At 68.1% G+C, this 26,365-nt stretch carries 28 protein-coding genes and 1 tRNA gene; 14 read left to right on the top strand and 15 right to left on the bottom strand.

Going from position 1 to position 26,365, the window contains the following annotated elements; translation table 11 throughout:
- Positions 1-27 precede the first annotated feature (27 nt).
- The 5 genes from ABT061_RS29290 to ABT061_RS29270 all read right to left on the bottom strand — a co-directional run bounded on the left by ABT061_RS29290 (position 28) and on the right by ABT061_RS29270 (position 4,317).
- A complete protein-coding gene (locus ABT061_RS29290; protein WP_350923976.1) occupies positions 28-696 on the bottom strand; it encodes a response regulator in 669 nt (222 codons plus the stop codon).
- On the bottom strand, positions 693-2,543 hold the full coding sequence (locus tag ABT061_RS29285; RefSeq protein ID WP_350923943.1) for a sensor histidine kinase: 1,851 nt from the start codon (positions 2,541-2,543) through the stop codon (positions 693-695). The genes ABT061_RS29290 and ABT061_RS29285 overlap by 4 nt, the downstream gene beginning before the upstream one ends.
- Positions 2,544-2,760: 217 nt before the next feature.
- The gene (locus ABT061_RS29280; protein WP_350923942.1) at positions 2,761-3,147 is read right to left on the bottom strand and encodes a hypothetical protein; all 387 of its coding nucleotides are present in this window, start codon (positions 3,145-3,147) and stop codon (positions 2,761-2,763) included.
- Between the two features lie 127 nt (positions 3,148-3,274).
- Positions 3,275-3,499: a DUF397 domain-containing protein gene (locus ABT061_RS29275; protein ID WP_350923940.1), complete on the bottom strand. Its 225-nt coding sequence runs from the start codon at positions 3,497-3,499 to the stop codon at positions 3,275-3,277.
- A complete protein-coding gene (locus ABT061_RS29270; protein ID WP_350923938.1) occupies positions 3,481-4,317 on the bottom strand; it encodes a helix-turn-helix domain-containing protein in 837 nt (278 codons plus the stop codon). Before ABT061_RS29270 ends, ABT061_RS29275 begins: the two co-directional genes overlap by 19 nt.
- Positions 4,318-4,530: 213 nt before the next feature.
- Here ABT061_RS29270 and ABT061_RS29265 point away from each other — a divergent pair, with 213 nt between their 5' ends.
- Both ABT061_RS29265 and ABT061_RS29260 read left to right on the top strand, forming a co-directional pair.
- Positions 4,531-4,863 carry a hypothetical protein gene (locus ABT061_RS29265; protein ID WP_350923936.1) on the top strand — a complete coding sequence of 111 codons (333 nt, stop codon included), beginning with the start codon at positions 4,531-4,533 and terminating at the stop codon, positions 4,861-4,863.
- Positions 4,860-5,279 carry an ATP-binding protein gene (locus tag ABT061_RS29260; RefSeq protein ID WP_350923934.1) on the top strand — a complete coding sequence of 140 codons (420 nt, stop codon included), beginning with the start codon at positions 4,860-4,862 and terminating at the stop codon, positions 5,277-5,279. The genes ABT061_RS29265 and ABT061_RS29260 overlap by 4 nt, the downstream gene beginning before the upstream one ends.
- A gap of 178 nt (positions 5,280-5,457) precedes the next feature.
- On the opposite strand, the gene aspS is transcribed toward ABT061_RS29260, so the two are convergent.
- Positions 5,458-6,762 (bottom strand): aspartate--tRNA(Asn) ligase, encoded by a 1,305-nt coding sequence (aspS, locus tag ABT061_RS29255; RefSeq protein ID WP_350923932.1) that lies wholly within the window; start codon positions 6,760-6,762, stop codon positions 5,458-5,460.
- Between the two features lie 553 nt (positions 6,763-7,315).
- On the opposite strand from aspS, the gene ABT061_RS29250 reads away from it, so the two are divergent.
- The 5 genes from ABT061_RS29250 (at position 7,316) to ABT061_RS29230 (ending at position 13,339) form a co-directional block, all read left to right on the top strand.
- A complete protein-coding gene (locus ABT061_RS29250) occupies positions 7,316-8,104 on the top strand; it encodes a DUF1963 domain-containing protein (RefSeq protein WP_350923930.1) in 789 nt (262 codons plus the stop codon).
- 589 nt (positions 8,105-8,693) lie between these two features.
- Positions 8,694-10,322, top strand: coding sequence for an MFS transporter (locus ABT061_RS29245; protein WP_350923928.1), 1,629 nt, complete (start codon positions 8,694-8,696; stop codon positions 10,320-10,322).
- A complete protein-coding gene (locus ABT061_RS29240; protein WP_350923926.1) occupies positions 10,323-10,934 on the top strand; it encodes a TetR/AcrR family transcriptional regulator in 612 nt (203 codons plus the stop codon).
- 255 nt (positions 10,935-11,189) lie between these two features.
- Entirely contained in the window at positions 11,190-11,627 is a 438-nt protein-coding gene (locus tag ABT061_RS29235; protein WP_350923924.1) for a signal protein, read from the top strand.
- Between the two features lie 233 nt (positions 11,628-11,860).
- Positions 11,861-13,339, top strand: a complete 1,479-nt coding sequence (locus tag ABT061_RS29230; RefSeq protein WP_350923922.1) for a hypothetical protein — start codon at positions 11,861-11,863, stop codon at positions 13,337-13,339.
- 443 nt (positions 13,340-13,782) lie between these two features.
- Here the strand turns inward: ABT061_RS29230 and efeB are convergent, their stop codons facing one another.
- The 6 genes from efeB to ABT061_RS29200 form a co-directional block, all read right to left on the bottom strand.
- Positions 13,783-15,036, bottom strand: coding sequence for an iron uptake transporter deferrochelatase/peroxidase subunit (gene efeB / locus ABT061_RS29225; protein WP_350923920.1), 1,254 nt, complete (start codon positions 15,034-15,036; stop codon positions 13,783-13,785).
- A 28-nt stretch (positions 15,037-15,064) separates the two neighbouring features.
- Complete coding sequence (efeO, locus tag ABT061_RS29220) at positions 15,065-16,210, bottom strand: iron uptake system protein EfeO (RefSeq protein ID WP_350923918.1); 1,146 nt, start codon at positions 16,208-16,210, stop codon at positions 15,065-15,067.
- Between the two features lie 21 nt (positions 16,211-16,231).
- A complete protein-coding gene (gene efeU, locus ABT061_RS29215; protein WP_350923916.1) occupies positions 16,232-17,083 on the bottom strand; it encodes an iron uptake transporter permease EfeU in 852 nt (283 codons plus the stop codon).
- Positions 17,084-17,265: 182 nt separating this feature from the next.
- Positions 17,266-17,928, bottom strand: a complete 663-nt coding sequence (locus tag ABT061_RS29210; protein WP_350923914.1) for a TetR/AcrR family transcriptional regulator — start codon at positions 17,926-17,928, stop codon at positions 17,266-17,268.
- Positions 17,918-18,703 carry an SDR family NAD(P)-dependent oxidoreductase gene (locus tag ABT061_RS29205; protein ID WP_350923912.1) on the bottom strand — a complete coding sequence of 262 codons (786 nt, stop codon included), beginning with the start codon at positions 18,701-18,703 and terminating at the stop codon, positions 17,918-17,920. Before ABT061_RS29205 ends, ABT061_RS29210 begins: the two co-directional genes overlap by 11 nt.
- A gap of 96 nt (positions 18,704-18,799) precedes the next feature.
- Positions 18,800-19,162 carry a hypothetical protein gene (locus ABT061_RS29200; protein WP_350923910.1) on the bottom strand — a complete coding sequence of 121 codons (363 nt, stop codon included), beginning with the start codon at positions 19,160-19,162 and terminating at the stop codon, positions 18,800-18,802.
- A 306-nt stretch (positions 19,163-19,468) separates the two neighbouring features.
- Here ABT061_RS29200 and ABT061_RS29195 point away from each other — a divergent pair, with 306 nt between their 5' ends.
- Positions 19,469-20,014 (top strand): neutral zinc metallopeptidase, encoded by a 546-nt coding sequence (locus tag ABT061_RS29195; protein ID WP_350923974.1) that lies wholly within the window; start codon positions 19,469-19,471, stop codon positions 20,012-20,014.
- A gap of 192 nt (positions 20,015-20,206) precedes the next feature.
- On the opposite strand, the gene ABT061_RS29190 is transcribed toward ABT061_RS29195, so the two are convergent.
- On the bottom strand, positions 20,207-21,619 hold the full coding sequence (locus ABT061_RS29190; protein ID WP_350923908.1) for an NsdA family TPR-like regulatory protein: 1,413 nt from the start codon (positions 21,617-21,619) through the stop codon (positions 20,207-20,209).
- A 185-nt stretch (positions 21,620-21,804) separates the two neighbouring features.
- On the opposite strand from ABT061_RS29190, the gene ABT061_RS29185 reads away from it, so the two are divergent.
- From ABT061_RS29185 to ABT061_RS29175, 3 genes are all read left to right on the top strand, one after another.
- Entirely contained in the window at positions 21,805-22,281 is a 477-nt protein-coding gene (locus tag ABT061_RS29185; protein WP_350923906.1) for a glycine-rich domain-containing protein, read from the top strand.
- Complete coding sequence (locus ABT061_RS29180; RefSeq protein ID WP_350923904.1) at positions 22,235-23,122, top strand: phosphotransferase family protein; 888 nt, start codon at positions 22,235-22,237, stop codon at positions 23,120-23,122. The genes ABT061_RS29185 and ABT061_RS29180 overlap by 47 nt, the downstream gene beginning before the upstream one ends.
- Before the next feature lie 218 nt (positions 23,123-23,340).
- Positions 23,341-23,571: a hypothetical protein gene (locus tag ABT061_RS29175; RefSeq protein WP_350923902.1), complete on the top strand. Its 231-nt coding sequence runs from the start codon at positions 23,341-23,343 to the stop codon at positions 23,569-23,571.
- 142 nt (positions 23,572-23,713) lie between these two features.
- On the opposite strand, the gene ABT061_RS29170 is transcribed toward ABT061_RS29175, so the two are convergent.
- Positions 23,714-23,796: transfer RNA gene (locus tag ABT061_RS29170), tRNA-OTHER, on the bottom strand.
- 131 nt (positions 23,797-23,927) lie between these two features.
- Here ABT061_RS29170 and ABT061_RS29165 point away from each other — a divergent pair.
- From ABT061_RS29165 to ABT061_RS29155, 3 genes are all read left to right on the top strand, one after another.
- Positions 23,928-24,158: a hypothetical protein gene (locus ABT061_RS29165; protein ID WP_350923899.1), complete on the top strand. Its 231-nt coding sequence runs from the start codon at positions 23,928-23,930 to the stop codon at positions 24,156-24,158.
- 482 nt (positions 24,159-24,640) lie between these two features.
- Positions 24,641-24,877 carry a hypothetical protein gene (locus ABT061_RS29160; protein WP_350923897.1) on the top strand — a complete coding sequence of 79 codons (237 nt, stop codon included), beginning with the start codon at positions 24,641-24,643 and terminating at the stop codon, positions 24,875-24,877.
- Complete coding sequence (locus tag ABT061_RS29155) at positions 24,874-25,014, top strand: hypothetical protein (RefSeq protein WP_350923895.1); 141 nt, start codon at positions 24,874-24,876, stop codon at positions 25,012-25,014. The genes ABT061_RS29160 and ABT061_RS29155 overlap by 4 nt, the downstream gene beginning before the upstream one ends.
- A 295-nt stretch (positions 25,015-25,309) precedes the next feature.
- On the opposite strand, the gene ABT061_RS29150 is transcribed toward ABT061_RS29155, so the two are convergent.
- Positions 25,310-26,002, bottom strand: a complete 693-nt coding sequence (locus tag ABT061_RS29150; RefSeq protein WP_350923893.1) for an alkaline phosphatase PhoX — start codon at positions 26,000-26,002, stop codon at positions 25,310-25,312.
- Between the last annotated feature and the right edge of the window lie 363 nt (positions 26,003-26,365).

Here is a 26,365-nt window from a genome sequence, read left to right as displayed (position 1 = left end):
AAGGCGAGGAGCCCGGCTCTTCCTCCGTCAGAATGGACTGCTCCCCCGCCGCGCGGCGGGGCGGACCAGGCCCGTCTCGTACGCGGCGATGGTGGCCTGAAGGCGATTGCGTACGCCGAGCTTGCCGAGGATCACCGCGATGTGGTCCTTGACGGTGGCCGGGCTGATGCCGAGCACCGCGCCGATCTCGGCGTTACTCAGGCCGGTGGCGACCTGCTTGAGCACTTCGGTCTCGCGCGGCGTGAGCACGCCCGTGCTGCCGTTGTACGGCGGCGGCTCTTGCGCGAATCGGTCGATAAGCCGCCTCGTGATGCCTGGGTCGAGCATGGCGTCTCCGGCTGCGACCACTCGGACCGCGTCGATCACCCGCTCGGGCTCCGCGTCCTTCAGCAGGAACCCGGCGGCGCCGGCACGCAACGCGCCAAAGACGTAGTCGTCCAGCCCGAACGTGGTCAGCACCACCACCCGCGTCCCGGGCACCTCGGCGGTGATGCGCGCCGTGGCCCGCAGGCCGTCGAGGCCGGGCATCCTGACGTCCATCAGCACCACGTCGGGGCGCGACTGGAGAGTCAGCTCGACCGCCGCCTGCCCGTCGGCCGCCTGACCCACCACGGTCATATCGCGCTCGGCGTCCAGGACGGCTGCTATGCCCGCCCGCACGACCGCCTGATCGTCGGCGACAAGAATGGTGATCATTCGGGTAGCCATACCCGTATCGTGCCATCAGCCATGGTGATCAGTTCCCCTCCAACCGCGTCAGCGAGGTCTCGGAGCCCGGCCGTGGCCCTGCCCTCAATGCTTACGCCACCGTTCAGGTAGGCCACGGTCACCTCGTCGCCGTGCTCGAAGAACTGCTCTGCCGCTCTGAACGCGGCCACCTGAACCGCCGGGTCCACCTCGCGGCGCTCGCCCGTGAACTTGACGATGGCGCCCTTGCGGGAGGCCAGCGCCGCTACTCCGGCCAGCGTAGGGGCCGGATCTCCCGTCTCGCCCAGCTCTTCGAGCAGGTCTCTGAGTGTGGTGAGTCCACCCCTGGCCTCGGCCAGCGCGTCGGCGAGCCTGCCCGCATCTGCCGCCGCCACGACCGCCTCCGCGTGGCGCATCGCCGTACGCCGCAAGCCGCCCGCGATCCTGTCCCGCTCCGTTCGTACAGCTGCCGCCGTCAGCTCACCCGTCGCCGTGCGCGCCTGCGCCTCCCCGACCGACCGCCGCGTCCGGATCGTCGCGACGGCCGCGCCGAGTGCCCAGGCGGTGACGGCGGGCACGGTGACGCCCAGGCCCAGAACCACCCACGCGCCCAGCCGATTGCCCGTGATCCCCGGGCCGGCCGCCAGCGCCAGCCCACCTACCGCCGCCATGCCCAGGCAAGCGGGAAGGCCCTTCCCGCTTAGTCCGATGGCGTAGAGCAGCGCCAGTTCCACCCACGAGCACCACAGGAACACATCTCCCGCGGGCGGTACGGCTCGCGTCGCCACCAGCACCGGGTAGATCGACAGCGCCACCGCCAGCGCGAAGCCGGGTGCCCGTCTGCGCCAGCCGAGCGGTAGTGCGTGGAGGGCGCAGAGGGGAAGGAGAAGCAACAGGTCGGCGGGGTCGCTGTCGAGCAGGCTGGTCCCGACCGACAACCCGACGGCCAACGCCGCCAACGCCCAATCCGCCCCCCGTCTCCCTCGCCACCCGTCCTTCCTCCCCCGCCCCCGTGTCGTCATCCGGAAGGACGCCACCACGGCCCACCCATCCCCCTGGGGGCCGGCGGTCAGCGTTCCTCCGCACTCGGCCACGGCCGCCCTGAGCCCGGCCAGCCCCTTTCCCGCCCCGAGGCCGTCCTCCACCCTGCCGCCTTCCCCGGCCTGGTTGATCACCGTCACCACCAGGTCCCCGTCGGTGGCGGCGAGCTCCACCCGTACCTGCGCGCCCGGCGCGTATCGGGCGGCGTTGGTCAGCGCCTCCCGCACCACCCGGTACGCGACCGCCGCCACCTCCTCCCGCACCTCGTCCACCGTCCTGCGGTACACCACCCCGGGTCTGGCCAGCGTGTCGACATCGGCCAGCCGTGGCACCCCGGGAACGCCATCCGTGAGCGCGGCCAGTTCCCTCACCACCAGCCGCCCCTCAGCCGCCGCGTGCTCCAGCGCAGACGCCACCAGCCGCGCGTCCCCCAGCCGCAGCGCTGAGGCCGCGCCGACCACGATGCCGGTGAGCCGATGAGCCGCGGTGTCGTGCAACTCGCCGGCCAGCCGAAGCCGCTCCACCGCGGCAGCCGTCGCGGGCACTGCCTCAACCCCCGCCAGAAAGGCGGCGAGCGCATCCCGCTTGGCGAGGACCCGCCGCCGCCACCGCCCCAGCGCCCACGCCACCGCGGCCAATCCGGCGGCCAGCAACAGGCTCCCGACGACATCACGGACCCGCCACCCCAGAAAGCCGGAGACCCCACCCGTGATGACGACAAAGGCAAGCGCCACCACCCCGGCCGCCTCCGCGGTGCGCCGTACAGCCGCGCCGTACACGATCAGCATGGCGAGGACGAGCGCAACCCACTGCATGGAGGTCAGGAGGGTTCGAGGCGGCGGCAGGGCGAAATCCGGGTGTCCAGGACGACCAGCCTGATCACCACGACGGCCGCAACCAGGATCCGCCGACTTCTACCGATACTTACGCTCCCCACTGTGCATCAGTAGCACATCTGACCGCCCGATCCTCATTCAGCACCATTCTCGGGGTCTGAGGAACATCGGAACTGTGACCGGGAAGGTTCGCCGGTCACAGCGCCGGGTGTCCCGGAGCCGGCCCTTGAGACGCCGAGAGCCCCTGGCCACGGCCGGGAGCTCCCGGCGTTGAGCGGTCACCCGTGCCGGCGGGTCCCGGCTCGGCCGGTGGGATCGTTCGCCACGGCCGGAGCCGGGCATCAGCCGCCCACCAGGTCTCGGTATGGCCGTCACGGAAACGACGCCGCACGCGTGTCCAGTCGGCGGGAGCGTCCAGGCCGCCCCAGGCCAGAGCGCGGGCGGCGTCGATCGGGGTGTGCGGGGGCGACGTGCTCGGCCGCCGGTTCTCCCAGGCCGACCGCATCATCGGCCCCGGTCCGCCGTACGCGACCACGCGTTCCGCATCGAAGGTCGCATGGGTCTTGGCAGATTCGTGGAGCAATTACACGCGAGAGGTGTCCTCCCGATCAAGGTGACGGAAGCCTGAAGAACTCCCATCATCCCAGGTCAGAGGGCACCTCCTGGCATTTCAGGATCTTCACTTCAGATTCGACTCGGTGGATCCAGCCTCAGATGCCGAACTCGCCACCCTTGATGCCATTCAGAAACGCCGACCAAGCGGCGGGGGCGAAGACGAGCGCTGGGCCGGTCGGGTTCTTGCTGTCACGGACGGCTACGACGCGAGGAAGGTTGGTTGCGACCTCGACGCACTCACCGCCGTTGTTGCCGCTGCGGGAACTCTTCTTCCACACAGCCCCGGAGAGATCCGTGATGGTCAGATCTTCACGTTCCATCGCTCCACTGCTTCCTTGATCTTTTCGAGTGATTCGCCTGGACGATATGCCTCTGTACTCAGTCTGTCATAACGGTCCAGGATCCGCGTGACGAGATCATGCTCTGCTGACACTTCGCCTTTACCTGCCGAATCGACGGAGACGGCGGGTGGGGCATCGGGCAATTCCGCGATGACGAATGCCGACAACAAGCCATCTGTGCAAGAAGTGTCATACGGAATGAGCTGTACCGTCACGCGGCGATGCTGCGCGATAGCTGCCAGGTGGTCGAGCTGCTGATACATGACTTCCCTGCCACCAATCGGACGTTTGACCACCCACTCATCCAGAAGCACCCGAAGTTCGGGAGGATTATCCCGGTTGAGAATTTCCTGTCGCCGCATACGAGCCACTACCTGATCTTCTATCTCCGCTTCGGGAGTCGAGAAGTGACCGAGGAAGACGGCTCGCGCGTAATCCTCCGTCTGGAGTAGGCCGGGGATCAAGAAGGGTGCCCAGATCCGCAGCACGGTTGCCCCCGGCTCGATCTCCTCAATCCAGCGGAGGAACCATCCCGGCCCGGAAGGTGATTGGTGGATCCGTCGATATAACCGGACGAAGTAGTCACTCTCGGGAAGATTGAAGACGCGATCGCATGCCTCCGCGAAGTCAAGTTGCGGGTTGCGGGTACCGGCTTCGATGTGCCCCACAAGAGACGGTGAGCATCCAAGGCGATCGGCCAGCCGTCTTTGTGACCACCCTGTTTCCTTACGACATCTGGCCAGCTCACGGCCAAAGCGCGCGAGAGGAGACAGGTGGGAATCGAGGTTTTTGACCATGACCGCCTCCGAGGTTCCTTGGCATACCGCCGACCTTTGCTTACACGGTAGCGAAATCTCTTACATCAGCCGAGGTTTTCTGCAATCGGATTGTCCTTCGACTTCCTGTGCGAGACAGCTATGCCTACCTGCATTCTGGGCGTACATCAAACGAGCCACCAGGGAAGATCGCAACGATAAACCGACAATTACCTCACACAGCTGGAGCCCGAGATGACAAATCAAGATTCCGAAAGTCGCACTATCCGGACAAATGACAGCGCATCTGTAAGCACTCAGCGGATTCCTTGGCGCGTGAAAGAAGATCAGTACCTTCACCTGGTCCGATTGGCATGGGACCTGCACAAGCTTGGCTTGAGCGCGATGGTTGAGCTGCCGACCGGAAAGGAACCGGCTCTGCTGGTTTCCCGGGCGGCCGGGCCCTTGCGGATCATGGCGCTGAGGTTCAAGGGAACGTGGTTCTTCACCTGGGGCCGGGGCGAGGGCCAGCGAGTGCGGGCACTGTCGAGTGAGGCGTCAAACCGTGTCTGGGAGATGGCGCAATGAGCACCGTTAGGCTTCTGGGTGCCGTTGACCTCCCCGGCTCGCCGAGTTCGATCGCAGTGGCGCGGGCGTATGTACGGAAGTTGCCGGGAGTGGCAGGGCATCCGAGGGCGAATGAGGTTGAGCTACTGGTCAGCGAACTGGTGACGAATGCCGTACAACACTCCGACTCTGGGCGCAGGCCGCAGGGAATGCTGCGGCTGGTGGTTGCCGACCATGACCACACGCTGCATGTGGAAGTGATCGACGAGGGCTCCTCAGGCGCCATTCCACAGGTTCCCACACAGGTGGACTCGCTCAGTGAGAACGGCCGTGGTCTGTGGCCTGTTCAGGAGCTGTCATCGGCCTGGGGCTGGAAGGAGAGCGAAACCGGGCGAGTCGTCTGGTTCGACCTGCCCACCCGGCCTCAGCAGCCCTGACCTCCCCAAACCTCCGGACAGACGGGACCGTCCCCCGATCCCGCTGACCCCGGAGCCGGTCCACGCCGACGGCTCCCCCGTACCGGGCGTGGACCGTACAAAAGGCCGGCGTCCACGGACCTGATCCCACCATCGTCCGGGACGCCGGCCTCCCCCACCTCGGCCACAAGCGGGTCGTTTACGGAGCGAGCCGGTGCAGGTCGCGGGGAAAGAGGGTGACCTGGCGTATGTTCGGCACGTCGAGCAGGCGTGCCATGAACCTTTCCAGCCCGAAGGCGAAGCCACCGTGCGGCGGCATGCCGGAGCGCATCGCGTCGAGGTATCCCGAGTACGCCGACAGGTCGCTCTCGCCGCGCGCGGTCAGCGTTCGCACGTAGTCGGCGTGCCGGTGCATCCGCTGGCCGCCGCTGACCAGCTCCAGGCCCCGGAATATCAGGTCGAACGCGCGCGAGTAGCCGGGCCGCGCCGGGTCCGGATGGGTGTAGAAGGCGCGGTGCGCGGTCGGGTAGCCCTCGACGAACACGAAGTCCGAACCGTGCTCGCGCAGGGCCCACTCCCCGATCCAGCGCTCGTGCGCCGGTGCGAGGTCGGGCTCGGCGGTGATGTCCTGGCCGGTCTCCTTACTGATCATCTCAAGGACGTCGGTGAAGTGCACCACCACTGGTCTCTCCGTCAGCGCGGGCATGGTGACGTCGAGAAGCTCAAGTGAGGGACCGGCCGACGCGCGGATACCGGCCAGCATGCCCCCGACCGTCGCGTGGCACGCGGCGATGACGTCGCGGTGGTCCTCGATGAAGCCCATCTCGGCGTCGAGGGACGTGTACGACGCCAGGTGGCGGGCGGTGTCGCTCGGCTCGGCGCGGAAGACCGGTCCGACCTCGTAGACCCGCTCGAAGACACCGACCATCATCTGCTTGTAGAGCTGAGGGGACTGCGCCAGGTAGGCCGGACGGCCGAAGTAGTCGAGCTTGAAGACGTTGGCGCCGCTCTCGGTCGCCGCGCCCACGATCTTCGGGGTGTGGATCTCGACGAACGACATCGCTTCGAGCGCCGTACGGAAGCCGCCGACCGCGGCCGCGCCGATGCGGTGGGTGGCGGCGAGCTTCGGGTGGCGCAGCGCGACCGGCGCGTGGTCGAGCATCGTTGGCAGGCTCGCGCGCAGGTCGGGCCGGTAGAGGTCGAACGGGACCGGCTCGGCGGGGTCGGTCAGTGCCTCGATCACCGGCGAGGTGATCTCGACACCGCCCGGCGCGGACGGCTCGACGGTGACCGTGCCGACGACGGAGACCGTCGTCTCCTCCGGCAGGGCCTCCAGCCGAGCGCGGACGGCCTCCTCGGACACCACGACCTGGGTCAGGCCGGCGGCGTCGCGCAGGATCAGGAAGGCGACCGACTTCAGCAGTCGGCGACGGTGAATCCAGCCCGCGACGCGTACGGTCTCACCGACGTGCGCGGACAGCTGGGTGGACAGGATGCGTTGCATGGTGGTGACCTCCTCTGGTTCGCAACGCGTCCCCTGAGAGGCGTGGGCGAGCGGGATCCTCGCGGTGCCACCACACCTTCGCCACACCGCCGGCTTGTGCGGCGTGGCCTCTGCAAACCCTTGACGTGGGCGATTCGGCGGGACTCTACTGGGCCCGGAGGCCGTTCTTCCCCGCAGCTCGGGAGGGTCTTCGCACCCCGGCCGGAGTCCGCCTTCGCAGCTGCCGGCGGCTCTCTCCGACTCCGGTGATCGAGGCGCTACTCGTCTCCGTCATCGCTATTGATCGCCACCCTACCCGGCTTCCCAGGGACTTGCCCAGCTCGTTGACCGTCTTACGCGGAATGTCTGTTACGCCGGTAAGCAGGACAGCGATTTCTTCGCTTGGTTCGCCGACGACGTGGCGATGCGGCTACGGCTGCGAGCGTTCACCGATACCGATACTGAGGAATCATGAGCCATGACGCCGCTCAGCACCTGATTAATTGGACGTCCGCCTCCACTGCCACCTGTACCACCTTCACGAGTCCCTCTTTCCCACGCGAGAATGATCGATATGCGGAGCTGGTTGAGGGATTACGCGGAGCTCGTACGCGAGAAGCTTCCCAGGAAGACGGCAGAACAGCTGATCGAGCTGGCTCGCCCGGCGATCCGGCTCTCTCGGGCGCACGAGGGCGACGAGCTGGTCGGCCGACTCGGCGGGACGGCCGCCTTGCCGCCCAAGATGGAACTGCCGCCCGGGCTGGCGCTTGCGGCCGAACTGGACTGCGCCCGCCTGACCCGATACGAAGTCGACATCGCGTTACCCGGCGACGGCACACTGCTGTTCTTCACCGAACCCGAAGGGGACAGGTCGGACGTCATTTACCTCCCGGTCGCCACGGCTATGGTCCCGCGTCCCGCGCCGTACGAATATCCCGAACTGCCCCTGACCGCGTCGACCGTGGTGACCTGGCCAGAAGGCTGCCAGCCCGCCCTGGTGGAGGCCTTCGGTGGCGTCTCCGAAACGTACGAGGCGGTCTGGGACCACGGCGGTTTCGCCAAGTCGATCGCGACCTACGAACGCGACAGCTCCCCAGGTCCCCTGCACCACGTGGGCGGCTACTCCGTCGCCTTCCAGAACCCGGTCGAGGCGGAGGCGGCCCACGCCGCGGGCGCCGGCTGGTACGGCGACCCCACGTTCCACGCCGAGGCGAACCAATGGGTCACCCTCCTCCAACTCGGCGAGGACACCGACGCCGACATGATCTGGGGCGACGGCGCCTTCGTGATCTGGGCCATCCGCACGGACGCACTGGCATCCCGCGACTTCACGAAGACCTACTTCTACGTACAGGGTCACTGAACGTTTTCATCCTCATATGGCGGTCTGCCGGCCACGGCATGATCGCGGACCCGGTCGCCGCCTATGCGGGCCCGACCTCCTGGTAGGTGGCCCACAACCTGGAGGCGTCGCGCGCCGCGCTCGGCGAGCCGAAGCTCACGGGCAGCCAAGTCGCCGGAGGGTGCCGGTGAGCATCTACGTGATCGTCGCCGACGACCAGGCGCCCACCCGAGAGGGTCTTTTCCTGCCGTCCGAGCCGGACATGGAGGTCGCGGCGGCGGCATCCGATGGGTTCGAGGTGGTCTAGACGGCCAGGCGGCAACAGCCCGGCGTGGTGCTCGCCGGCGTCACTTGAGTAATCGCCGGACACAGTTTCCGATGTGCAAACCGAGCCCGCATACGCCTTCCGGGGCACACCTCAACCGGTGGTCAGGTGAACGGTGCCCCGTCCCGGCAATCACTCGCGCCGCATCACCGCCAGGCTGTTGGAGCACCTCGACCCCCTGAGCCGGTTCCAGGTTGGCTGTCTCTCCGTCGCCTGGGACTGGAGCCGTCCGAAGTCAGGGCGTACCCGGATAGATAGCGACATGATGTTGCTATAGTTCGCGACATGATGTCGCCAAGCTCTCGTCAAAGCTGGCTGCCTCTCTTCGTGCTCGCGGTCGGCGTGTCGATGGTCGTCATCGACGCGACGATCGTGAACGTCGCCGTTCCGGCGATGATCGACGATCTGGGGCTCACGGTCACCGATGTGGAGTGGGTCAACTCCCTCTACCTACTGGTGTTCGCGTCCCTGCTCATCCCACTGGGCCGGATCGGTGACCAGCGCGGCAGGCCGCGGCTGTTCGCCACGGGCATCGTGGTCTTCCTGGCGGCGAGCCTGCTGGCGGCGATCGCGGGGAGCGGCGCGATGCTGATCGGGGCCAGGGGGATCCAGGGAGTGGGCGCCGCGATGGCCATGCCCATGACGCTCGCGATCATCAACTCCACCTACTTCGGCAGGCAGCGGGTGATCGGATTCGCGATCTGGGGCTCGATCGTCGGCGGGATGGCCGCCATCGGGCCGCTGGTCGGCGGCTGGCTGGTCACCGACCACGGCTGGCGCGCGGCGTTCTGGATCAACCTGCCCATCGGCGCACTGGTCCTGCTCGGCGCGCTGCGCATCCCCGCCTCCCGTGAGGATCGGGCCACCGGCCACGACCCGCTGGGCATCGCGCTGGTCGTGCTGGGCGTGTTCTCCATCGTCTTCGGCCTCATCGAGGGGCAGAAGTACGGCTGGCTCGCTCCCCTGCGGACCGCCGAACTCTTCGGGCTGCGGTTCGAGAAGGTCTCCCCGGTGCCCTTCGCGTTCGGCATCGGCATCCTGGCCGTGGCCGCCTTCATCCTGCTGGAACGGCGCCGCGAGCGGGCCGGGCGCCCCGTGCTGATCGACCTGACGCTGTTCACGCTGCCCGGCTTCCGCTACGGCGCGATAGCCGCGATGATCGTGGCGCTGGGCGAGTTCGGCGTGATCCTGGTGCTGCCGCTGTTCCTGCAGTCGGCGCTCGGCCACAGCGCGTTCACGGCCGGACTCATCATCGCCACCCTCGCCGTGGGCACCTTCCTGGCCGGCGGCGTGGTCCCCGGCCTGACCAGGAAGTCGAGTTCACGGACGGTCGTGCAGATCGGCCTCGCCCTGGAGGTCGTGGGCGCCATCGGCATCGGCTTCTCCCTCGAGGCCGGCATGAGCGTGTGGCGGATCGTGCCCTGGATACTCGTCTACGGCATCGGCATCGGCTTCGCCACGGCCCAGCTCACCAGCGTGCTGATGGCCGACGTGCCCGCCCGGCAGTCGGGTCAGGCCTCCGGGTTGCAGAGCGCGATCCGCCAGGTCGGTGCGGGGCTGGGGGTCGCCGTCCTGGGCGGGGTGCTGGTCACCGGGCTCGGCTCGTCGGTCGAGAAGAACATGGCGGCCTATCCGGAGCAGGTCCGCACGAGCGTGGCGAACGCCGTGCAGGAGAGCGGTGGCGCGGCCATCCCGGGGCTGAGCGATCCGGCCATCCACGCGGCGGCGGTCGCGGGCGCCACGGAGGCGACCCGCAGGGTGCCGGTCATCACCGGGCTGGTCCTGCTGGCCGGGCTCGGCTTCACGTTCCTGCTTCCGCGCACCGCCGCTCCCGCCCGAGACCCCGAGGACGAGGACGAGGACGGAGCAGGGACGCCCGAGCCCGATACTGGAGGACGCCACCTGGAGGTGTAGATGCCAAGGATCAGCGCGGCGACCGTCGCCGCCCACCGGGCCAACCAGCACGCCGCCCTGCTGGAGGCGGCGCGCGAGATCCTGGCCGCGCAGGGGGTGCACGCGCTCACCCCGGCGGCGGTGGGCGCCAGGATCGGCCTGGCCCGATCCAGCGTCTACCGCTACTTCTCCTCCACCGCCGACATCCTCGCCCAGCTCACCGAGGAGGCCTTCCCCCGCTGGGCCGATCGCCTGCGCGCCACCGTGGCGGAGACCCCGCCCGACGGGCCCGCCCTGCCGCTCGACGAGCGGATCCGGGCGTACGGCAGGACCGCGCTGGAGTTCGTCCGCAGCCCCGACTACGCGCTGGTCCCGGCGACGCAGGCGCTCGGACTGCCGCCCGAGTGCCTGGTACGGCTGAACGAGCTGCACGGGTCGCTCATCGAGCCGCTCGGCGACGTGCTCCGCGAGGCGGGATGTGACCACCCCGCGCTGCGGGCCGAACTCGCGTGGGGCGTGCTCCGCGCGGGCACCCGGCGCCTCGTGTCGGGCTCCTCCGGCGGCCCCGGCGCGGAGGACACGACCGAGATCATCGAGATCACCCTCGACATGTTCTGCCGGGCTCTGCGCTGACCCACCGCCGGTCAAACGATCCGTCTCGATCCGGATCGTGGAAGGGCGGATGCACGTCGGGGCTATGATTCCCGAATGTCTCCTAGATCCGCTATATCGCTTCTACTGGTCGTTGGTCTCCTCGCCGGCTGCGGGGTCGCCCAGGAGAGCAGCGCGGACAGAATTACCTCTCCGAAACCGGCCGCCTCGTCGGCGGAGACGATCCAGGGGCGCTGGTGGACCTGGGCGGCCTCGGAAGGCGAGAACACGAACCCCGTGACGGACGCGACCGGGGAGTTCTGTGACCGGAACCAGCCAGAGGATGTGTGGTTCCTCGCCGGAACCTTCGGCGGGACCGTGCAGCGGACATGCAGGATTCCCGCGGGGCGGCCGGTGGTGTTCCCTCTGGTGAACCAGACCGGCTCCGCCGCGCAGTGCAAGGAGATCATGGCCACCGCGGAAGGCAGAGCCACCCTTGACGGTAAGCCGGTCACGCCTGAACGGCTGGAAGACGACAACGTTGCCGTGACCGGTGTGGCCGGTAACCCTCTGACAGGTGCGGAGGGAACGACCACTTCCTACGCCTGCGGCATCTGGGTGCGTCTCCAGCCGCTGCGGCCCGGCCGTCACACACTGACCATCCGCGGATCCTCCGGCGACTTCCATACAGGCGTTGACTACACACTTATCGTCGAGGCCAAGCAGCAAGCATGAGTGCCCCCTGAGATTTCGACGAGTGGTCAGTGAGGCCCAATGGCTACCGCCCCGCCTGTTACTGAGCAATTGGGACGGCACCGGCCTGTTCACGTTGGATGCCTTCACGCTACGTCCGACATTTCGGGCGTCCCGAGTAGCGGTGACCGTGCGGGCGTAGAGAAAACCGCCGCCAAGACGGGCCACCGGCCAGGTCGCTGCTTTCCCATATGACAGCTGCGTACCATTTCCCCATGTTTGAAGTGATCGTGGGTTTTGCAGTGGTGCTGAGCATCCCCGCGGCGTTCGTGTACGGCTCGGTAATCTTCGCGGCGCGATCAGCCCCTCGCGGCCAATATGGCCACATGCGTGGACATCACCTGGCCTGGGGGGCGGCACTGTCGACGGCCGGCATCGTGGTGATGGTGCTCACGGCGTGGTCCACCCATGAAGACCAGCACTATGACGACTTCGGGTCAGCAATGACCGCCCTGGCAGGCGTGATGGGCGGAACGCTGCTGATCCTCGGGTTAGGGCCCTTCACCCCATGGCTGCTGGGAGTGCTCGGGCGAAACGCCGTACGGCTGCCGCCGGCATTTCGGCTGGCAGCCCGTCACATGGCCGACAAACCTGCACGAACTGCTCCCGCAGTGGCGACGACAATGAGCGCGACCGCCGTCGCAGTCGCGGTGATGATCATCGCGGTTGCCGTAACGGCGCAGGCCAGGGCGGAGTATCAACCCCCGGCTCGGCCAGGCGCGCTCGTCGTGGAGGGGTTCTCCGCAGGCCAGGCGGCCACCGTGCGAGCGGCCGTCCAGCACGAGTTGTCCGGCGCACCCATCGCACAGAACAATCGTCAGCGCGAGACCGGCTACCTCAGTGTGCGGACCTTCGACCATTCCGTCTGGACGGAGGCCTACATCGGCGACCAGGCACTGCTCCGCTACCTCACCGGAGATCCGTCAACTCCCTACGACGAGGGCACAGCCGTAGTAGTCACGGCAGACGACGAAGAAGCCGACTCAGCGCAGATCCAGTACACCTTCCCCGCAACCAACGACTCGCCATCCACCAAAACCATCCCGGCGATCACCGTCAGACCCACCGATCCCCGTGTGGGCGGAGTCTTCATCCCCGCGAAGGTCATGCAAGATCTAGGCTTCCATCTGGAGCCGGAGCAGCTGATCATCGACCCTTCTTTTCATCGAACCTCGGCGATCGAGCAGGAGCGGCTCGACCGCCGGCTGGGCGAGACCGCGGTCACCTACCTTGAGCGGGGATTCCAAGCTCCGACCGACTGGCTGTACTTCGTCGCAGCGGTGGCCCTCATCGCCCTCGCCGGCGCGCTGACCGCGATCCGCTTGGCTGGATCGAGGCGCGTCCTGCTACGGGTCAGCGGCGGCTCAGCCGCGACCCTACGGTCCTTGGTCGCCTGCCGAGCAGCCTTCAGCGCGGCCTGCGGCACGGCGATGGGCGCATCCGCCGGGTGTGTCATCGGCCTGCTCCTGGCGTGGCCCATGACCGCCCCGATCGACTGGGACCCGCCGCCACGGGCGCCGTTCGAGACCCCATGGACGCCGATCGCCATTCTGGTCGCCGGACTTCCCATACTCGCCGCAGCGATCGCAGCCCTCGCCTCCCCCAGATGGCTCACCCGGTTGGACCTCACGTCGAGCCCCATGCTTCCCACCTCTCCCGGGTCGCGGTGGGCTTCTCCTACATCAAAGCCTTAAAAGGGAGCTCAGATCGGTCGATCGCGGACGGCCCGGCAGCAAGCACCACCTGATCACCGACGCGTTGCTGTCACTGGAGATCAAAAAGCCCCGAGCGATGATCCGCCCGGGGCATTCTTGCTGGTGAAGTGTGGTGATCAGGGGCAGGGTCGAACCGCCGACCTTCCTCTTTTCAGGCGTCCCATCCTTGCCGGAAGCCCTGCGATCGCACCCGCCGCAAGCCCTTGCACCCGGCTTCCTCCCTGCATGTAGACGTGATCGACGAGGGCTCGTCGGACGCCATTCCGCAGGTTCCCGTACGGGTGGACTCGCTCAGCGAGAACGACCGTGGTCTGTGGCTTGTTCGGGAGCTGTCGTCGGCCTGGGGCTGGAAAGAGAGCGGAGCCGGTCGAGTCGTCCGGTTCGAGGTAAGGGGATGATCACGCCCGGCCCGGCCTCGGTGGTCAGGCGAACAGGGCGCGGCCCCAGTAGTCGCCCGCGTCGCGTACGCCAGGAGGGCAGGCGAACAGGGCGCTGGAGACGTGCTTGATGTACTCGTTGAGGGAGTCCTTGCCCGCCAGGGAGCGCTGCACGGTGACGAACTGGCGATGGGGGTCGCGCTGGTAGGCCATGAAGAACAGGCCGGCGTCCAGCCGGCCCAGGCCGTCGGAGCCGTCCACGTAGTTGTAGCCGCGGCGCAGCAGGTGCGCACCGCCGTTGTGGGACGGGTGGGCGAGCCGTACATGCGCGTCGTCGAAGATCAGGGCCTTCCCGTCGGGGCCCTTGGCCTCGAAGTCGATCAGGTCGAACTCGTTCTTCTTGCCCAGCGGGGCGCCCTCTCCCTTGTCCCGGCCGAAGATCTGCTCCTGCTCGGCCAGCGGTGCCCGGTCCCAGGTCTCGACCAGCATCCGGATCTTGCGGGTGACCAGGTAACTGCCGCCGGCCATCCAGTCGGGGCCGTCACCGGGCCCCACCCAGAGCTGCTCCTTCAGCAGCGCCACGTCCTCCAGCTTGAGGTTGGCCGTGCCGTCCTTGAACCCCATCAGGTTGCGCGGCGTCGCCTGCGCGCGCGAGGTCGACGAGGTGCGGCCGAAGCCGAGCTGGGACCAGCGCACCGAGACCCGGCCGAAGCCGATGCGCGCCAGGTTACGGATGGCGTGCACCGCCACCTGCGGGTCGTGCGCGCACGCCTGTACGCACAGGTCACCGCCGGAGATCTCCGGCAGCAGCGCGTCGCCGGGCAGGTGCGGCAGGTCGGCCAGCGCGGCCGGCCTGCGCGAGGCCAGCCCGAACCGGTCGTCGAAGAGCGATCCACCGAAGCCGACGGTCAGCGTCAGCCCGGAGGCGGGCAGGCCGAGCGCCTCGCCGGTGTCGTCCGGCGGCGCCTCCGGCTGGCCGCCGACCGCGCCGAAGGTGCCCGCCTCCTGGCCTTGGGTCATCCTGGCCGCGGCGGCGGTCCACTCCTGGAGCAGCTCGGCCAGCTCCGCCTTCTTCTCGGTGATGACGTCAAAGGAGACGAAGTGCAGCCGGTCCTGTGCCGGGGTGACGATGCCCGCCTGGTGCTCGCCGTAGAAGGGGACCGCGTCGGAGACGGAGGCGACCGTGGTGGGCGCGGGCTCGTCACCGATCCCACGCACCGCGATCACACCCGCACCGGCGACCGCCACGCCGGCCGCCCCCATGCCGAACAGCTTCCTGCGGCTGATCCGCTCGCTCATCGCACCTCTCCCCCACCTGGAACGATCGTTACTTTGCCACCACCGCGGCGATCTTACTGATCGGCTCGGCGAGCGCGTTGATCGCGTCTGACAGCTTCTTGAGGTCGTCCTTGGACAGCTCGGTGTGCAGCTTCCAGCCATCGCCCTTCTGGTGCGCGCCGAGCGCGGCCTCGGCCCCGGCGAACTTCTCGTCCAGCGTCTTCACCAGTTCGGGGGCGCGCTCCTCCAGAACGGGACGGAGCGACTGAACCGCGGCCTTGGAACCCTGCAGGTTGGCGTCGAAGTCCCACAGGTCGGTGTGCGAGTAGCGGTCCTCCTCGCCGGTGATCTTCCCGGAGGCCACCTCGTCGAGCAGACCCTTGGCACCGTTGGCCAGCAGCACCGGCGACAGCTCGGCGGAGTTGGACTGCTCCACGATGGTCTTGATGTCGGCCATCAGCTTGTCGGCGATCGGGCCGTCCTTGCTGATGTCCTTCTTGACCCAGAGGTCCTTCTCGATCCGGTGGAAGCCGGTCCACTCCTCCCCCTCGGCCACGTCGTTCTCCCGGGCGTCGATGGCCGGGTCGAGGTCGCCGAAGATCTCCGCGACCGGCTCGATCCGCTCCCAGTAGGTGCGGGAGACCGGGAAGAGCGCCTTGGCCTTCTCGATGTCCTCGGCCTTGACCGCGTCGACGAACTCCTGCGCCTTGATCAGCAGCGTGTCGCTCTGCGACTTGATGTAGCGCTTGTAGCTGGCGGTCGCCTCGGCGAGCTGGGCGTCGTCGCTGAGCGGCTTGTGCTCGCCGGTGACCTTGAGCGGGCTGCGGACACCCTTGCCGACCATGCCGGGCTTGCAGGTGGCCTCGTAGCTGCCGGCTGGCAGCTCGACGATCACCTCGCGGGTCAGGCCCGGCACGATGTTCTCCACCTCGCCCATGACCCGGTCACCGGGTGCGTAGACGTAGAACTCGGTGACCTTGGCACCGCCGTTGGTGATCGCGAACGTCGAGGTGCCCGCGGCCAGCTCGGTGACGGCGACCTTGCACTCGGTGTCGGTGGCGGCCACCGCGACGGGGCCGCCCTTGGCCGGGGCGGCGGAGGCGCCCGTGCCCGTGGCCGCGGTGGGCTCGGAGGAGCAGGCCACGAGGCCGGTGAGAGCGAGTGCACCCGCGGCGATGGCAAGGAAAGTACGCATGATCGTCCTGTTCAGGCGGTTTCAGCCCGCGGGCTGCGGGTCGGTCGAGGGGGTGGCGGGTGAGGGCGTCGGGCGGCTACGCCACGGTCGCAGGAAGAGGATAAGCGTGGGCACCGCGTAGACGGCCCACGCCACCATCTCCAGCACGCTCGGCTGCGGAGTGATGTTGAACATCCCGGACAGCAGGGTGCCGTACCAGGAGTCGGCGGGCAGCACGCCGCTGATGTCGAAGGCGTAGGTGGACAGGCCCGGCAGGATGGCGGCCTCCTGCAGGTCGTGCACGCCGTACTTGAAGATTCCGGCGGCGACCAGGATCAGCAGGAGACCGGTCCAGGTGAAGAACCTGGTCAGGTTGATCCGCATCGCGCTGCGGTAGATGGCCCAGCCCAGCACGACCGAGGTGATCAGGCCCAGGCTGATCCCGATCAGCGGGACGGCGGTGGTGGTGGCGCCCTGCACCGAGGCGAAGAACAGCAGCGCGGTCTCCAGGCCCTCGCGCGCCACGGCGAGGAAGGCCATCACGGCCACCGCGAGCGCGCCGACCTCCAGGGCCTCGCTCAGCTTGGCGCGCAGGTCACCGGAGATGGTGCGGGCGGCACCCCGCATCCAGAAGATCATCCAGGTGACGAACACGGTGGCCAGCAGCGAGGTCGTCGCATCGAACAACTCCTGCTGCCGGTGCTCCAGATGGGCGACGGTGAAGGTGAGCAGCGCGCCGAACGCGATCGACAGCACGAGAGCGGCGCCGACCCCGGCCCAGACGAGGGGAAGCCGGTCACGTCGATCGCTTTTGACGAGGAGGGCGACGAGCACGGAGACGACGAGGGCGCCCTCCAAGCCTTCGCGTAATCCGATGAGATAGCTGGCGAACACCGTCACTCCATGAGATGGAAAGCCTTACCTAAATTAGGGCAGGGCAACCTTACTCTTCACAAGGAGGTAATTCCCACAGGGGTACGAAAGACATGAACAGGGCGGTGATAATGCCGTATGCGTACGATCAAGTGATTCACGCCACCTTGGGGCGTTCCACCCTTGGCACCTCGTGCCCTCTCCTACCTCGTCACCGAGGCCTCTGTGGCCTCGGCGGCCCGCAGGGATCGCCAGATCCGCTCGGGAAGCAGCCGGGACGCCTCGTCCAGGTCGATGCCGGGGGCCCCTGCCAGCCAGCGGCGGGCCGTCTCCGCGACCGGGCCGACGACCAGCATCTCGATCAACTCGTCGGGCAGTCCCACGACCAGCCCCGCCTCGACGTACGGTCGCAGCCAGCCCAGGATCCAGGTCAGCCTGGGTTCCCTCTCCGCCGCGATCAGCTCCACGTGCGCGGCCAGGAAGTCGGCGTAGGCGGAGGCGTGGACGAAGCGCGCGGCGGCCCTGTGCTCTCGGGTGAAACCGAGATATCCGGTGACCACGGCCCGGACGCCGGCGGCGGCCCGCGCCTCCGTGCCGTCACGGGGGCCTCCCTCCTGCCCCTGCGGCACCGCGTCGAGTGCGGCGATGACGGCGTCGAGCAGGTCGGACAGGCAGCGCGCGTAGAGGGCGGCCGCCAGCCCGTCGAAGCTGCCGAAGTGGTGGTAGAGGCTTCCGACGCTGACGCCGCTGGTAGCGGTCACCGCCGTCATGGTGAAGCCGTCGGCGCCCTTCTCCGCGTAGAGGTCCAGTGCCGCCGCCAGCAGCCGCTCCCGGGTCTCCTCGCCGCGCCGCTGTCTAGGCGACACCGGTCAGCTCCGCGGCCTGCGTCCACAGTTTCCCCGCCCACGCGAGGTCAGCGGCCACGGAGGCGAGGGGCAGTTCACGGTCGACGTCGAAGTACCGTCCGGTGCCGGCCTGGTCGAGCGCCAGCCGTACGACCGGAGCCGCGCCGTCGGCCGGTGCCTTCCACAGCAGCTTCGCGGTCTTCAGCAGCACCCCCACCGGGCCGCCCCGGTCGCCGAGCCCGGTCCTGATCACTCCGGGGTGGACGGCGTCGATCGTGATGCCCCGCGGCTTCCAGCGCTCGGCCCACAGCGGCATCAGCGCCAGGTTGCAGAGCTTGGTGTCGGCGTAGGTGCGCAGGGGAGAGAAGTCCGTACCGGCCGGGGTGCGCGCGAGGTCGGCACGGCCCTTGACGTACAGGCCCGCGGTGACCTGGACGACCCTGGCCAGGCGATCCTCCAGCAGGTGGTTGAGCAGGAAGGGCGCCAGGTGATTGACGGCGAAGGACTCCTCGAACCCGTCCTCGGTGAGCCGCCGCGCCGATGGCCAGACCCCGGCGTTGTGCACCAGCACGTCGAGCCGCGGGCAGGTTCCGGCCAGCGCCTCGGCGACAGCCCGGACCCCTTTCAAAGTTGAGAGATCTCCGGCGACCAGATCGGCGCCGAGCCGGGCGGCCTCGCCCGCCGCGGCGGGATTCCTGGCCACGATCACCACCCGGTGATCGCGGCGGGCGAACTCCTCGGCCGTGGCCAGCCCGATCCCGCGGTTGCCACCGGTGATGACGACAGTAGGTCCCATGGCGAAATCGTAGCCGATTCTAGAGAGTCTCTCTAGATTCGAGAAACCGCCGGACGGCCGGGCCGTGCGATCGGCGCCGCACGGCCCGGCCGTCCCTCAGGTGCGGAACGGGCCGGTCACGCAGTAGGTGATCCCCCCGGAGGAGGAACCCGACGTGCCGCGCTGGGAGGAGAAGTACAGGCGATTGCCGGCGGGGGTGAAGGCCGGACCGGTGATCTCCGAGGATCCCTGGCCGCTGATGCGCAGGAACGGGGAGATGGTGTCGTTGGGAGTGATCAGGCAGATCTCCATGTTGCCACCGTCCTCGGCGACGTAGAGGTCGCCGAAGGTCGAGCCGGTGACGTTGTCCACGCCGGTCAGCGGCGCGGTGCCGGGGCTGACGAGGTTGTCGTCGTAGGCGAGCTCGTAGGTACCGGCGGCGACGGGGACAGGGAAGACATGGATAGATGCGTCCCTCAAGTCCAGCTGGCAAGCTCCAAACGAGTCGACGCCCAACTCCTGGCCGTTGATGTTCAAAGGCTTGTAGGTGACATGGCGACAAACCGGCCCGCCATACGCACGGTCTAGCTCGTCCATGATTTCGCGGACACTCTGATAGGTGCCGCCATCAGCTGGTGGACTCGTCGTCCGACAGGCCAGGACAGCGGCCCCCTCAGTATATTCCGGCTCCGTGTCCGCAAGCTCTGGCGTTGAAACCGCCACTGGGGACACGCTCGTTTCCGGGCTTGCGGAAGCGGCGACTACCTCGGGAGCGGGTCCGGGCATCTGTGCAACAATCCCCCCACCCCCGCGGCGACCGCGAGGCCAGCAGCAACTAGCACCCATCTCACTTTTGAGCGCCTACGAGGCTGCGGTGCGGCCACCTGTTGCGGCAGCAAGTTCCCCAAGGACGCCCAGGCGATCTACTGCTGGACGACCAAGACCATCGTCTTTCTTCTCGACAAGGATGTTCTCACCGGCACAAGCGACCTGTTCCTGTTCGAGAGCGTCTCCCACGAGTACGGCCACCATGTCCAATGGCTCTCCGGGATCATGGAGGCCTCCTACCTTCGCACGTACCGCACCCCACAGCAGGGAGATAGCTGGCGCAGGTTTGAACTCCAGGCCAACTGCCTGAGCGGAGCCTTCATTGGCAGCGTTTGGCGCTCCCTGAAGCGCCCCCAGTCAGACTTCGCCGACCTGCGGCTTCTCCGCGAGGACCTTTCCACCCACGGCAAAGCCAGCAACTACGCCTACTGGCTGAACCGCGGTTTCCAGGCCAAGGGGCCCGGTGCTTGCAACACCTTCGCCGCCAAGTCCAGAGTGTCTTAACCGCTGCTCACATGTCCGCGCCAATATGAGCCCTCTCGACGCTGCCATGACTGGTAGAGAAGTCCGCCCCCGTCTTCTTCTGGGCGGGGGCTTTCCGCTGTTCATGCCGTTCTGGTATGGCGTGTAACCCGTGAGGCGTATGGGACGTCCCATGATCGTTGGTCCCGGCTCCGGCGACGGGGAGTCGGGGCCTCACGCGGTGCTGCGGCCCTGCACATCGATAGGCGGCAGCACTCGCACCCGCTCACGGAGATCCCGTACCGCGGCGACATCCACATCGCCCAGCGTGGCCGCCACCTGCCGTAGGCGCTCCCGGGAGGTGGACCGCAGCCGATCCGCAGGGACCCGCTCCAGCACATCCAGAGCCCGCGCCGCCGCATCCCCAGGCTGGCCCAGCGCCTCAGCTTGAGCCAGGACAAGCGTCGCCGCCGCCCACCCCGGCGTGTGTGGCACACAGCCCGTCGCCGACGCCTCAGCCCGGCCGGCGGCCCGATCGGTGCGCCCCAGGGCGAGCCACGCCTCCGCCTCGTGCAGATCCAGCTCGGGCGCGTCGAACCCGAACCGGCCCGGGGCGCCGCCCTCAGGATCCGCGGCAAGGATCCTGGTCGCCTCGCTGAGTGCCTGTTCGGCATCACCCATCTGCCCGAGTTGGGCGAGGGACGGCAGCACCGCCCAGCCCAGCAGTTGAGCCCGTACCAGCGGACTCGGGGCACGCTCCAGCCCGGCCTGCGCGTAGGTGAGGGCGGCGGGTAGGTCGTGGCGGGCGCGGGCCAGCATGCTCTGCGCTCCGAGTGTCCACGCCACCAGTCGGGCGTCACCGGTGTGTGCCCCGAGCGAGGCGGCAACGGCGAGGTGGGCTCGCGCGCCGGTGTGGTCGGCGAGGTGGAAGGCGAGATTGCCGAGGAGTGCGGACAGCCATCCGGCCGCGCGGCGTAGCTCTGTCCCGGTCGCAGCGTCGGCGGGTGTGGCCAGCGCGTCGCCCAGCAGGATCCGGGCGGCGTGCACCTCGTCGAACAGCACTGCGGGGGCGTGGCGGGAGTAGGTGAGCGCGTAGTGCTCGACAGCGGCCTCGGCGAGCTCCACCACAGTCGGGTTGCCGTGTGGGGCGTCCAGCAGGGCCAGGCGCAGCGACTCTCGGACGGCGGGCAGTCCACTGGCTGTGCTCATCAGCTCTACTCCTGGCAGCAGGACCGGCGCCCGCGCTGGGGCCTCCGGTTGACCGTACCCAAGGTCACGGTGCCCGCACACGCACCGCGGCCTCAAGCCGAGCTGATCCGGGTGCGCCCCGTAGGCGCGGGCGAGCATGCTGGCGTACTCCGGGCCTGGCCGGTCAGGGCCGTGCTCGAAGCGGCACAGCATCGCCTCCGACAGGGCCGGCGGTCGTAGTCCGTCAGCGAGGTACAGGGCTGCGACCTGGGCGACGACTTGGGTACGCGACCAGCCGAGGGCCAGCCGCCATGCTTCCAGCGCTGTCAGTTCCGGGCAGGTGCTGCGTAGAGCGGTGACGATCCGCTCCTGCGGGAAGCCTTCCCGTTGTCCGCGGATGCGGATGGTGGCCGCCTCGCGTTGGATCTGTGCACGCCTGGACCTGGTGATCTGCCCCATGGGGCGCCTCCGCAGTCGGAACGCCGATGGATGCACCGTAACTGACCGGGCACACGCTGTCAGGAGTGTGTGATTGAGGCCATGCCCTCAATGAGCGGCGGGCAGCCCTGCAATGACAGCACCCGCCCGCAGCGGCGACCGTGGAAGCGCAAGCCAGCAGGCACCACCGACTTGGAGGACCCACCGTGACCGTCATCCTCGACCGGCCCGCCACCACCCCCCGCACCCTCGTCAGCCCCGACCTGTTCGCCAGGCTGACCGCACGGATCGCCGTCGACCACCCCGAGCACGCCCATCAGGCCGAGCTCATCATGGAGCAGGCGCTCGCCTTCCTCGCCGCCTGCGCCGTCAACCCCGGCGTCGGCCTCGGCCCGTCCGACACCGTGGACATCGGCTGGCACACGTTCATCCTCTACACCAGCGAGTACGCCGAGTTCTGCGAGCGGGTCGCCGGGCGGTTCATCCACCACGCCCCCGACGACGTCCCCGGCGAAACCGGGACCGGGAACAGCCTCGCCGCTACCATGGCGGCGATGGAGGCCTCCGGCTACCGGGTCGACCCGGTGGTGTGGCCGACCTCCGCCGAGTGCAGCAGCGGCAAGTGCAACCAGTGCTATGCGGGGTGCAGCGATTCACCGAAACCGAAGAAGGCAGTGGGCTGACCTGCCCGCACCTGCCCGCGCGGCGATCGAAGAGCAGACCGGCCCGGTCACCGGTATCCGGTCGGCGGAGATCGGGCTGACCTCCGGCGTCGCCGCACACGTCACCACCACTGCGGGGGCCGTCTTCGTGAAGGCGGCCTCCGCCGCCGCGCCGGTCGCTGGGCACCTGCTGCGCGAACGCGCCGCCAACCAGGCACTCCCCGTGAGCATTCCCGCCCCGCGGTTCCTGTGGACAGCCGATGTCGCCGGCTGGCATGTGCTGCTCTTCGAGCACGTCTCCGGCAACGCCGCTGACCTCTCCCCGGGGTCGCCGGACCTGCCCGCCGTGCTGGACGCCGTAGCCGCCATCTCCGTTGCCGCCCCGCTGCCCGCGCCTTCGGTGTCAGGCAAGATTCGGGGGCTGCGGCGGGTGGCAGAGGAGCAGCTCGCCGCGTCCCCTGCTGACGCCGCCTACGGGCCGCTCGTCAAAGCGCTCGACCTCGACGACTTCGCAGGGGCTACGCTGCTGCACGCTGATCTCCACGCCGACAACCTGCTCGTCGACAACGGCAAGGTGTGGATAGTGGACTGGTCCATGGCCTGCCAGGGCGCCGCCTGGGTGGACGTCGCCCTGCTGATCCCGCGGCTAGTCGACGCCGGCCACACACCCGCTGGGGCTGAGCAGGTTGCCGCCCGGGTGCCTGCGTGGAGTTCGGCCCCGGCGGATGCGGTGACCGCGTTGGCTGCGACTCGTGCCCTGTTCGCGGGGCGGATGGCAGAGGCCGGGCCTGCGCACCTGAGGGTGAAGCGGGAGCGGACCGCCGCCGCATGTCGAGCGTGGGTGGAGTACCGCACCGCCTGACCTCCGGGCAAGACGAAGACGCCCCGCCGGTCCGAAGACCAGCGGGGCGCCGTCATTAAGACCCGTGAAAGCACTCGCGAGAAGACGCACCATAGAGCCGCAATATGGAGAACCGGTATCTCCTTGCCTTCGGCAATCCATGCTCACCTTGAGGTGCTCTCCCCACCCGACGGATTCGTGAGGAGCCACCCACAGTGAAAATCCGCAGACTCCACACCATGGTCGTACTCGCGGCAGCGGTGAGCATCAGCGCCCTGACCGGCGCCGCATCCGCTTCCGCCGCTACTCAAACCAACGCGTTTGAGCCTTGGGTGGTTGTTTACGGCCCCTACCCCACCCTGGAGGAGTGCGTGGCGGAGCGGGAAATCGTTCTCCCATACGGTGACCCGACTGGTCCCTGCTTGGGCTCCCCCTCGTTCGGCTACCGCTTCAAGGTGTACATCACCTGAGAGTGCCCGACGAGAGCGGGTGCGTGGGATCGGTGTGGGGCCTCGTCGGTACGGCCGCACGTCAGAGACCACACCACCCCAGTATGCCGGGGCGGAAACACGAAGAAGCCCCGCCGCCCCGAAGGGCAACGGAGGCTACCGATGGTGCTCTCGACCGGATTCGAACCGGCGTTTCCGAGTCCCTGACGGGCGCTCGGTGTCCTAGGCCGCTAGAACGACAAAAGCACCTACACGATCAGCTTACAGGCCGGCCGCGTAAGGGCAGCGGCACCCGGTAGCACCTGGAGCACCAACAGAACACAGTTCACCAGTCAACCGTCTCATAGGCGGCCCATCCCCTGCTCTGGGAGTGATCCTTGATCCGACGTCTGCTCGTCTCCGCCGCTCTGGTCGGCTCCGCACTCATCGCCTCAACCGCCGTCGCCCTGCCCGCCTCCGCGACCCCTTCCGCGTACGCCACCATCATCGGCTACTACCCCAGCGCCGAATCCTGTAATTACTTCGGCCAGCAGGGGCTGGGCACTGCCTGGCCCTGGTACACCTGCTTCCAGTCGGGCAGTGTCTGGGCCCTTCAGGTTCCCTGGTAGACCGCCTGCGAGCGCGGTAGCCGTATAACGCGAAAGAGCGCCGCACCCCCGTCTAGGGTGCGGCGCTCTCGTGTATGCAGTGCGGACTAAGGGGCCTGCGTCGGAGTCGGCCTCGTCGAGTCGGGGTGGGCTCCGGCGTCGGGGTGATGGTCGACCCGCTCGTCGGCGCGGGGTTGGGGACGCCGAGCTTGCACTTCAGGCGGGGATAGCCCTTGACCGAGCCGTCCCACTTGCACAGGGACTGGACACCCGAAGGGGCGGGGCGGTGAACCGCTCATGACGTGGGTGCGCCACAAGGAGCGCTCCGCACACAAGTGCCCAGCGCCATCAGGTTCGTCCGGCATACCCGACGGTGACATCGGCGATCTCTGGCGATGCGCCTGTGGCAAGCTGTGGTGCATCACCCTGAACGCCAACTTCGAGTTCTTCTGGTGGCCTGCCGTACGGTGGCAGCGGCTCCTGTACTGGCGGAAGGGGCGATCGTGAGCGAGGGCATCAACTGGGAGCCCGCTCTCATCGCCATGGCAGATCAGTGGATGCGCACGGAACCCGTCACCCTGCCACCCGGCCTTGTCGCCTTCGAAGCGGGCACGTCCGCCACGGTGGACATGACGCTGAAGGACGGGCCGATGCGGCAGGTCGGGCCACTCCGTATCGTGCTGACCGCGACGTTGGCCGACGGGTCGAAGGTCACGAGTGTGAGGAGCTTGGAGCCATGAGCGACCCCGTAGCCAACCTCATCAGCCTGACCGAGGAAGCCGGAGTAGAACTCGACGATCAGCAGCGCGAATGGCTGGAACGGATGAGACGCGAGCACGGCGAGGACGTCCAGTTCGAGCTATGGACCCTGCCGTGAGCACCTGGGAAGAGCGGATGAGCCAGCGGGCCAAAGCCCGCGAGGCAGCCCGCATCGAGGCGAAGGCAGAGCGACTCAGGCAGCTGCTCGAACCGAGGTACGCCCACTTCGTGGAGACCTTGCCCGCTCTGCCAGGCGAGACGCGGCTAACTCTCGATCATTCGGCGACGGATCGAGCGTCTCCGCGGCGCCGGGAGCTTTTGGTCTTGTCTTTGCTGGCTCTGTCGTAGATCGCCGCGAGTAGGGGCTGTGTGTGCTTGGGGGGCATGCCCGCAGGCTAACCCGAAAGGTATGTCTAAGCAGCGAGATCCCAGGTGAAGGAGCCCGAGGTGGCCGAGCCCGCGCACAGCACCTGCAGCGTGCCCGAGGACAGGTCACCCCAGGTGGTGGGGATGAAGCGGTAGAACCGCCCGTTGGTCTCGTCCTCGGTGAGGTAGACGACCTTGCGGACCGGGTCGGCGGCGGCCGCCTCGTGTTTGAAACGGCCCATGGCCGGGCGCTGTGTCGCCGCGCCGCCGAAGGGACGGGTTTCGTAGACGTAGCCGCGGTCGACCTCCTCGCATGACAGCCAGGTGTTCCACGGTGTCGCGCCGCCCGCGCAGTTCTGCCGGGTGCCCGACAGGATCGAGGTGGCCGAGACGGCGTTGCCCGCGGAGTCGAAGCGGATCGCCGAGGCGCCGCCGCCGGGGTTGATCTCCGAGTTGGACACGTAGATCCAGCCGCTGCCGTCGGCGAAGCAGGCACCACCGTCGGGGGCGCTGTGCCAGGTGTAGGAGGTGCCGGGGACCACCTGACCGGATCGGGCGATCACCTGGCTGGTGAATCCGGCGGGGAGTTGGATGCCGTTGGCGTCGGCGGCCAGCAGAGGGCCGTAGGGACCTGCGGCGTTCTGAGCCGGGGCCGCGAGGGCGTCCTGCCAGAGGCTTCCGGTGAGGGCCAGGGTGCTCGTGCCGAGCACCGAGGCGCGAAGGAATGTGCGGCGTTCCATCGACGAACCTCCAGGGCGAGGATCAGCAGAACCACTTTCCAAGTGATCTCGACGATAGGAGCACCGGTGAACGGCCACCCGTGAATGTGGTTAACGGCACATGACCGGTATGTGCCGTTTGATCAGGGGAACGGGGGCGGCGTTCCCCGGTCCGCCGCGCCACGTCCGATCGGGTGCCGGAGGTCGCTCGAGCATTGACAAAATAAAATTTTATGTACAAGATTATTTTGTCCTTGAGGGGCGCGCGAGATCCGGGACGGGGCGGCCGGGCCTCCGGCTCGTTCGCCGGGCACATCGGTTCCGGCACGTGGGCGAAGGGCCGCTCCGGCGCTCGACATCCGGACGGGAGAACCACCAAACAGG

The sequence above is a fragment of the Streptosporangium sp. NPDC002544 genome (assembly GCF_040295965.1).
In the GTDB taxonomy this organism is placed as follows: Bacteria; Actinomycetota; Actinomycetes; order Streptosporangiales; family Streptosporangiaceae; genus Streptosporangium.
The sequence above is the reverse complement of the archived record's forward strand: the minus strand, read 5'-3'. Positions and strand labels throughout refer to the sequence as shown.